The 6,620-nt window shown below is 37.1% G+C and carries 6 protein-coding genes; all 6 read left to right on the top strand.

Annotated elements, in window-relative coordinates:
* A partial coding sequence (locus MCS_RS08800; RefSeq protein WP_004857347.1) for an antitoxin VbhA family protein occupies positions 1-159 on the top strand: 159 nt, incomplete at its 5' end.
* A 10-nt stretch (positions 160-169) separates the two neighbouring features.
* Complete coding sequence (locus MCS_RS07745) at positions 170-1,798, top strand: BID domain-containing T4SS effector (protein ID WP_004857344.1); 1,629 nt, start codon at positions 170-172, stop codon at positions 1,796-1,798.
* A gap of 148 nt (positions 1,799-1,946) precedes the next feature.
* Complete coding sequence (gene traG / locus MCS_RS07740; protein WP_004857341.1) at positions 1,947-3,860, top strand: Ti-type conjugative transfer system protein TraG; 1,914 nt, start codon at positions 1,947-1,949, stop codon at positions 3,858-3,860.
* A gap of 86 nt (positions 3,861-3,946) precedes the next feature.
* On the top strand, positions 3,947-4,414 hold the full coding sequence (locus MCS_RS07735; RefSeq protein WP_004857338.1) for a hypothetical protein: 468 nt from the start codon (positions 3,947-3,949) through the stop codon (positions 4,412-4,414).
* An 18-nt stretch (positions 4,415-4,432) separates the two neighbouring features.
* On the top strand, positions 4,433-6,031 hold the full coding sequence (locus tag MCS_RS07730) for a BID domain-containing T4SS effector (RefSeq protein ID WP_004857336.1): 1,599 nt from the start codon (positions 4,433-4,435) through the stop codon (positions 6,029-6,031).
* Positions 6,032-6,348: 317 nt separating this feature from the next.
* Positions 6,349-6,620: hypothetical protein (locus MCS_RS08525; protein ID WP_004857333.1), on the top strand; the 272-nt coding region annotated here is incomplete at its 3' end.

Genomic DNA, 6,620 nt, shown 5'->3' with positions numbered 1-6,620 from the left:
CTTAAAAAGCGCCGTCAAGCAGTTGATGCTGCTATTAACGCACATGCAATTGAAGGAATAATGCTCCATCCAAAAACACTCGAAATTTTAGAAGAATATGCAAGAGGGAATATTTCACTAGAAGAATTTAATACTCTTATGGACAACGCTATATTATAAGGAGGCAATTATGCCAAAAGCAAAGTCAAAAACAAGAGGATCTCCCTCCCCCCATAATTATATCTATCCTGGTACCAAAATACTCAAAAATAAATATGGAGAAAAAGATTTAAAACTTTTTCTGAAAAAATGTTCGTGTGATATAGAAAAAGCAACAAAGATTTTGCGTAAAGAATCTTTGCCAAAACATTTTGATTCCGCTTATCTATGCCATATCCATCACCAATTGTTTAAAAGAACATTTGAATGGGCCGGACAGCTCCGCACTGTTCCCTTCACATTTGCAGACGATAGCGTTGCTGCCATGCCAGAAATGAAAAGAACGGAATGGGACAATGCTTTTGTAAGCGATAAAGAAATCCTCGAAAGCTTACAAAGATTAGATCAAACGCTTGCCGAAAAAGACAATTTACAAGGTTTAACGCGCAAAGAATTTATCTCTGAAGCCGTAGAAATATTTATCTCTCTCAAAAATATACACCCATTCATAGATGGCAATGAGCACACAGAACAATTCTTTTTTGAAAATCTCGCCAAAGCAGCAGGACATCAGCTTAACTTTTCGCTTGTAACAAAAAAACGCATGATGACTGCCTATACCGAAGCAGTTCAACATGGCAAGACACAACCGATGAGAGATCTTTTTGAAGATATTTCCAATCCAAAAAAAACACGTGTTTTACAGGAATTCATGAACAACATGAAAGAACTTGGGCGCGATGTTAATGAGCATCTTGTTATGGCTGCAAAAGAAGATGAAACCTACATAGGAATCTATAAAGGTGCTGGCTTTGATAGCTTTGTGCTCGATATCCAAGGTACTTACATCATCGGCAATAAAGAGCATCTCTCACCAAAACAAATAAAAACATTAAAAACCGGTGATACAATTACTTTTACCCCCCCAATGACACAAGATCTTGAAAATACGCTCATCCCCAAACAAACATTAGCGCCTCTAACACAAAGTAAAATTTCCGAAATGGTTTCAGAAAGGACCCATGTCCACACAGCGCGAAACCAAATTCAACATTTATCAAAAATTATTTATGGAAGTTCAAAAGCATTAGACAAACAGATGGCAGAGATTTTTCAAAATCCAGACTTAGGCCAACAGCTTGCTGATCAAATCGAACGCTCTCCTCGCTCTATTTCTCGTCTTGCAGGTGTTGATTTTGTTTGCTTTAAGAGCCAAAGGCGCGCAAATGCCGAAGCGCATGTTAATCTGCTTTGTACCGCAATTATGAATTATGCGTATAATGTAAGATATACCCGTCATGCAATCACTCAAGAATATCAAATTGAACAAGAACGCCGCGGAAGAGTAGTAGAAAAGCCAAGTAAAAACTTGCAAAATCTCTTTTGCTTATCACCAGAATCACAGACTAAAGTCTTGTCTCAATATCCTCTGTTGTACCAAGAACTCCGCGCTTTTGTACACAATTTAGATTTTCGTCTCTCAGCAAAGGAATATAATGCGATCAAAAACCATGACTATGAAACACTTGCGAAAAGTATAGGTGTACCAGAGCAGAAAGCACAAGAAATTACCAACACTGTTCAAAAGGCCAAAGAAATACATGGGCAAGCCTATATGCGCAAACTAAATCGCTCAAATACGCTCGCTATGGCTAGCTAAAAATGTGGAATCTTGCTCCTTTACTTGAACACCCATAGTTGAAGAGTTTTGACACTCTCCCACCTATAGGAGCGTATCTCACATCCTAGCAGTGATTTTGAAAGTATCGTTTTGTCGCATAATTAGAGAAAACCGAAAGTAAGAGACAATGAAATACACAAAAACACAATTAGTACTTATTTTTATACCAATCATTTTAGGAAGTTTAATTCTATTCCTTATTCCTCATTTGTTATCCTATGTAACAAATGGAATGACAAGCAATCAAGCCTATTGGTATCTTCGTTCAGAACCCTTACTGATGCTTGTGTTGGTCCCTACTGTATTCTTGATTTATACACTCTTGCAAAAACTACATCTGCGTAAAGCAATTACATTTATCTCCGCTCTTTGTTTTTCTCTTATTGCGCTTTACTTTATTAGTGGTGAAATCAAACGCTTAAGTCCTTATGTTGATCAACTAGAGATAACATGGAGCTATGCTCTAAGATTCATGGATTCTATGGTTATCTTTGGAACAATCATCGGTGTTTTTCTCTTAGTTATCCAAGTCATAATAGCTTCTCCGCGCACAAACAATATCAAACGTGCCAAAAAAGGAATTTTTGGTGATGCATCATGGATGAATTTAAGAGAGGCAGCAAAAATTTTTCCTGCCAATGGCCAAATTGTTGTTGGTGAAAGATACCGCGTTGATCAAGATAGAGTGCGTGATATTCCTTTTGCACCTGGCAATAAAACAACATGGGGAAAGGGCGGAACGGCACCGTTGCTTACCTTTAATCTTGATTTTGGCTCAACCCACATGATCTTTTTTGCCGGTTCAGGTGGATATAAAACAACAAGTACAGTAGTACCAACATGCTTAACATATCCTGGATCAATTATTTGTCTTGATCCTTCAACAGAAGTTGCACCAATAGTTAGGTTTGCACGCAAAAAGATGGGCAATAGAAATGTTATCGTCCTCGATCCCAATTCAGTCTTAACAAAAAATTTTAATGTTCTTGATTGGCTTTTAGATGAAAATGTACCACGTACACAACGCGAAGCCAATATTGTAAGTTTTTCTAAATTACTTCTTTCAGATAAAAAATCAGATAATTCTTCAGCAGAATATTTTTCAACACAAGCGCATAATCTTTTAACGGCTCTTCTTGCGCATGTTATATTCTCCGATGAATATGAAGATAGTGAACGCAATCTAAAAACATTGCGCGAAATTCTGTCTCAATCAGAAACGGCTGTTGTCAATCAATTGCGCATGATTCAAGAAACAACCCCCTCTCCATTTATTCGTGAAATGGTTGGCATTTTCACAGAAATGGCAGAGCAAACCTTTTCAGGGGTTTATACAACCGCATCAAAAGATACCCAATGGCTTTCTTTATCCAATTATGCTGATCTTGTCTGTGGAAATGATTTTGCATCCTCAGATATTACGAATGGAGATATTGATGTTTTTCTCAATCTTCCAGCAAGTATTTTAAACAGTTATCCAGCAATTGGACGCGTGATCATTGGTGCTTTTTTGAATGCTATGGTGATAGCTGATGGGAAATACAAAAAGCGTGTTCTGTTTGTTTTGGATGAAGTTGACCTTCTTGGTTATATGAATATCTTAGAAGAAGCACGCGATCGTGGTCGTAAATACGGTACATCCTTGATGCTCTTTTATCAATCCTCTGGTCAGCTGGTTAATCACTTTGGGGAATCAGGAGCACGTTCATGGTTTGAAAGCTGTTCATTTGTAAGTTATGCTGCTATTAAAGACCTCCAAACAGCCAAAGACATTTCAGAACGTTGTGGTCAAATGACCATTGAAGTGACCGGAACAAGTAAATCGAGAGGGATATCCTTAGAAAAAGGCTCTCACAATATCAACTATCAACAAAGAGCCCTGATTTTACCTCACGAAATCATTCAAAATATGCGTCAAGATGAACAAATTATTCTTATGCAAGGGCATCCCCCTTTACGATGTGGTCGCGCGATCTATTTTAGAAGAAAAGACATGTTAGCTGCTGCTGACAAAAACCGCTTTGCCCCCAAAGCAAACTGAAAAACATTACTACGAGGCCAACAGAAGAGAAAAAAGTAAAAAGCATACGTTCCTGTTTAATAAAGCCCTTTAAAAGGAATTTGAGCATGATAGGACAAAAAAGATATGGTAGAGGAAAATCCTTTATTTCTACTTCTATAACTATACTAAAAAGTATTCATGCTTCTTATAAAAAGTTGCGTAATAATCAAATAATCCATAATGATCCTACTCAACATAACTACCATAACCTCCCTATCTATGCTTTCCTTTTTTATCAATGGGCTTTTAAATACAACGCTATGGAAGAAAAAATATCAGAAATCTCTGTCCTTTGTAAAAAGGCGAACAGAGAACGGCTTATAAAAACAATCTTCCTTCCACATTCTCTCTCTATTGCATCAAAAGGATTACAAAAACACCGCACCATGATTGCCAAAATCATCAACGCATATGATGCACCACGTGAGAAAACCCCATTTTATCTTAGAACAATCGAAGTTTTACAAAATAGGCGAAGGGGAGATATTGCACACAAAAAGTTCAACACGCTTATGCATCACCCTTCCTTATAACTTATAAGGAGATAACATATGTTAGAGCATAACTATCTGTATAAGAATGGTACAACACTAAAAAATAAATATGGCATAAAAAACTCACAAAAACTATATGCGCGCACTGCCAATGATGCTGCCAAAGAAGCGGTAAACTTTCGCTATGAACCACCACCTCGAAAATTTAACTCTCAATATCTGAAAACAATTCACTGGAGTCTCTTCCATAAGAGTTTTGAATGGGCCGGACAGACCCGCGATAAACTCTTTACATTTGAAGATGGGAGCTCTGCCCATATGCCAGCGATGCGACCAAAAGGATATCCAGTTCCTTTTGCCATCGGTCCACAAATTCAAAAAAGATTGAAGCAGCTAGATCGAAAACTTGCTGCAATGAATAATTTACAAGGTTTATCGCGCCAAGACTTTGTTGAAAATGCTGCTACAGTCTTTGCAGAACTCAACTCTATACATCCTTTCAGAAAAGGCAATGGGCGCGCGCAACGAATGTTTATGGAAAAGCTTGGACAAGCAGCAGGCTATGAAATTGATTTTTCGTTTACCACAAAAGAGCGCATGGACACCGCTTGTATAGCAGCAATGCAACATGGTAATCAAGAACCGATGCATCATCTTTTTGAAGATATTACGCATCCCCAAAAAGCATTTATTTTAAAAGAATTCATCTACCAGATGAAAGAATGTGGTCTTAGCCAAATCAACAATCGCGTAGTTGTAGCAGCAAAAGAAGGTGTGAAATATGATGGATTCTATAGAGGCCACGCAGCAGAAGGATTTGTGATAGAAGCAAAAGATGTTTTTGTCATAGGCCATATAGATGATCTCTCACCACAGCAAATCAAAACATTAAGAGATGGCGACTACATATCTTTTGAAAAAACCAATATTCAAAACTTGCAAAAAACACTCATTCCCGCAGAAATATTAATGCCCCTCACGTATGAAGAGCTTGTCGAAAAGATTACAAGCGATCCTTTTGTTGAAATCTGCCAAAAAGAAGTTCTACGTTTATCAAAAATTGTTTATGGAAAAACACAAACATTAGATGAAAAATTAGAAATGATCTATGAAGATCCAAACTTATGCGAACAGCTTGCCGATAAAATCGCTGAAGATCCTAAATCAATTAACAAGCTTGCGGGAAGAAAAATTCTTTGCATAAAAAGTCCAAAACGTAGACGTGCTGAAAAGGCCGTTTCACAACTCAGTGAAACACTTAAAGGTTATGCTACAACGATACAACGAACAAAGGATGAAATCCTAGAAAATCATGAAAGGGAACAAAGATGCAAAAAACAACTTGTCGAGTATCCAAGTAAAAACTTACAACAGCTTTTTTCCCTACCACAGGAACAACGAGGAGAAGTCTTGTCTCATTCTCGTGCGCTACAACAAGAACTTCATGTTTTTTCACGCAAATTATACAATCGCCTCTCATCAGAAGAGCGTAAAGCTATAGAAGAACAAAACCACACAAGACTTTCGTGTTTGCTTGGTACATCGGAAAGCAAAGCAAAAGAAATTTCCAACATCCTGAAACAAACCAAAGAAACACAACATCAAGTGCGCACCCTTAAAATCAGTCGCTGCTCATCAATGGCTCTTACCAACTAAACATAAGATAATTTTTACTTTTCCATCCAGTTTCCTAATGCAAATCTTGCTATTTGAATTATATAAAAAGAGATTGCGCAATATTAAAAAATAATCATAAAAAATAACCTCAATAATTTTATATAACTCATTGATAAAATTTCATAAAAAAGCTGTATAAAAGTCATAAATATCGACTACGATGATGGCAAATAGCGGAAAATTGAAAATCTTTGGAAACTATTCCTCTTTTGCATAAAAACTTCAAAATATAAAGGTGGAAAATATGCCAAAGAGTTTTTCTGAAATAAACAAAAAAAGCTTGAAAGGAAACAAGCATGAAAAAAAATCAACTTTCATCATCACATACACAAGAACCCATATATGCAACAGTAAAACCACGCAATGAAAGAGGATCTCCCACCAGAGATAATTCTGGTGGAAGAATTCCAGAGCTCGAAGCACAATATGCAGAGATGCAAATACGCACACAAAGAGGACAACACACAAAAACACAAGAAGACGTCATTTATGCAGATGTGCGACCCCGCACACAAAGAGGACAACACACAAAAACGCAAGAAGACGTCATTTATGCAGATGTGCGACC

This window comes from Bartonella doshiae NCTC 12862 = ATCC 700133, from assembly GCF_000278155.1.
GTDB lineage: Bacteria > Pseudomonadota > Alphaproteobacteria > Rhizobiales > Rhizobiaceae > Bartonella > Bartonella doshiae.
Note: the sequence above shows the minus strand (reverse complement) of the source record. Positions and strands in the feature narration are given on the sequence as shown.

What these genes read in the sequence shown, in the direction of transcription:
- MCS_RS07745 (WP_004857344.1), top strand. Translation starts at nt 170, where the DNA reads ATGCCAAAAGCAAAGTCAAAAACAAGAGGATCTCCCTCCCCCCATAAT.
- traG (WP_004857341.1), top strand. Translation starts at nt 1,947, where the DNA reads ATGAAATACACAAAAACACAATTAGTACTTATTTTTATACCAATCATT.
- MCS_RS07735 (WP_004857338.1), top strand. Translation starts at nt 3,947, where the DNA reads ATGATAGGACAAAAAAGATATGGTAGAGGAAAATCCTTTATTTCTACT.
- MCS_RS07730 (WP_004857336.1), top strand. Translation starts at nt 4,433, where the DNA reads ATGTTAGAGCATAACTATCTGTATAAGAATGGTACAACACTAAAAAAT.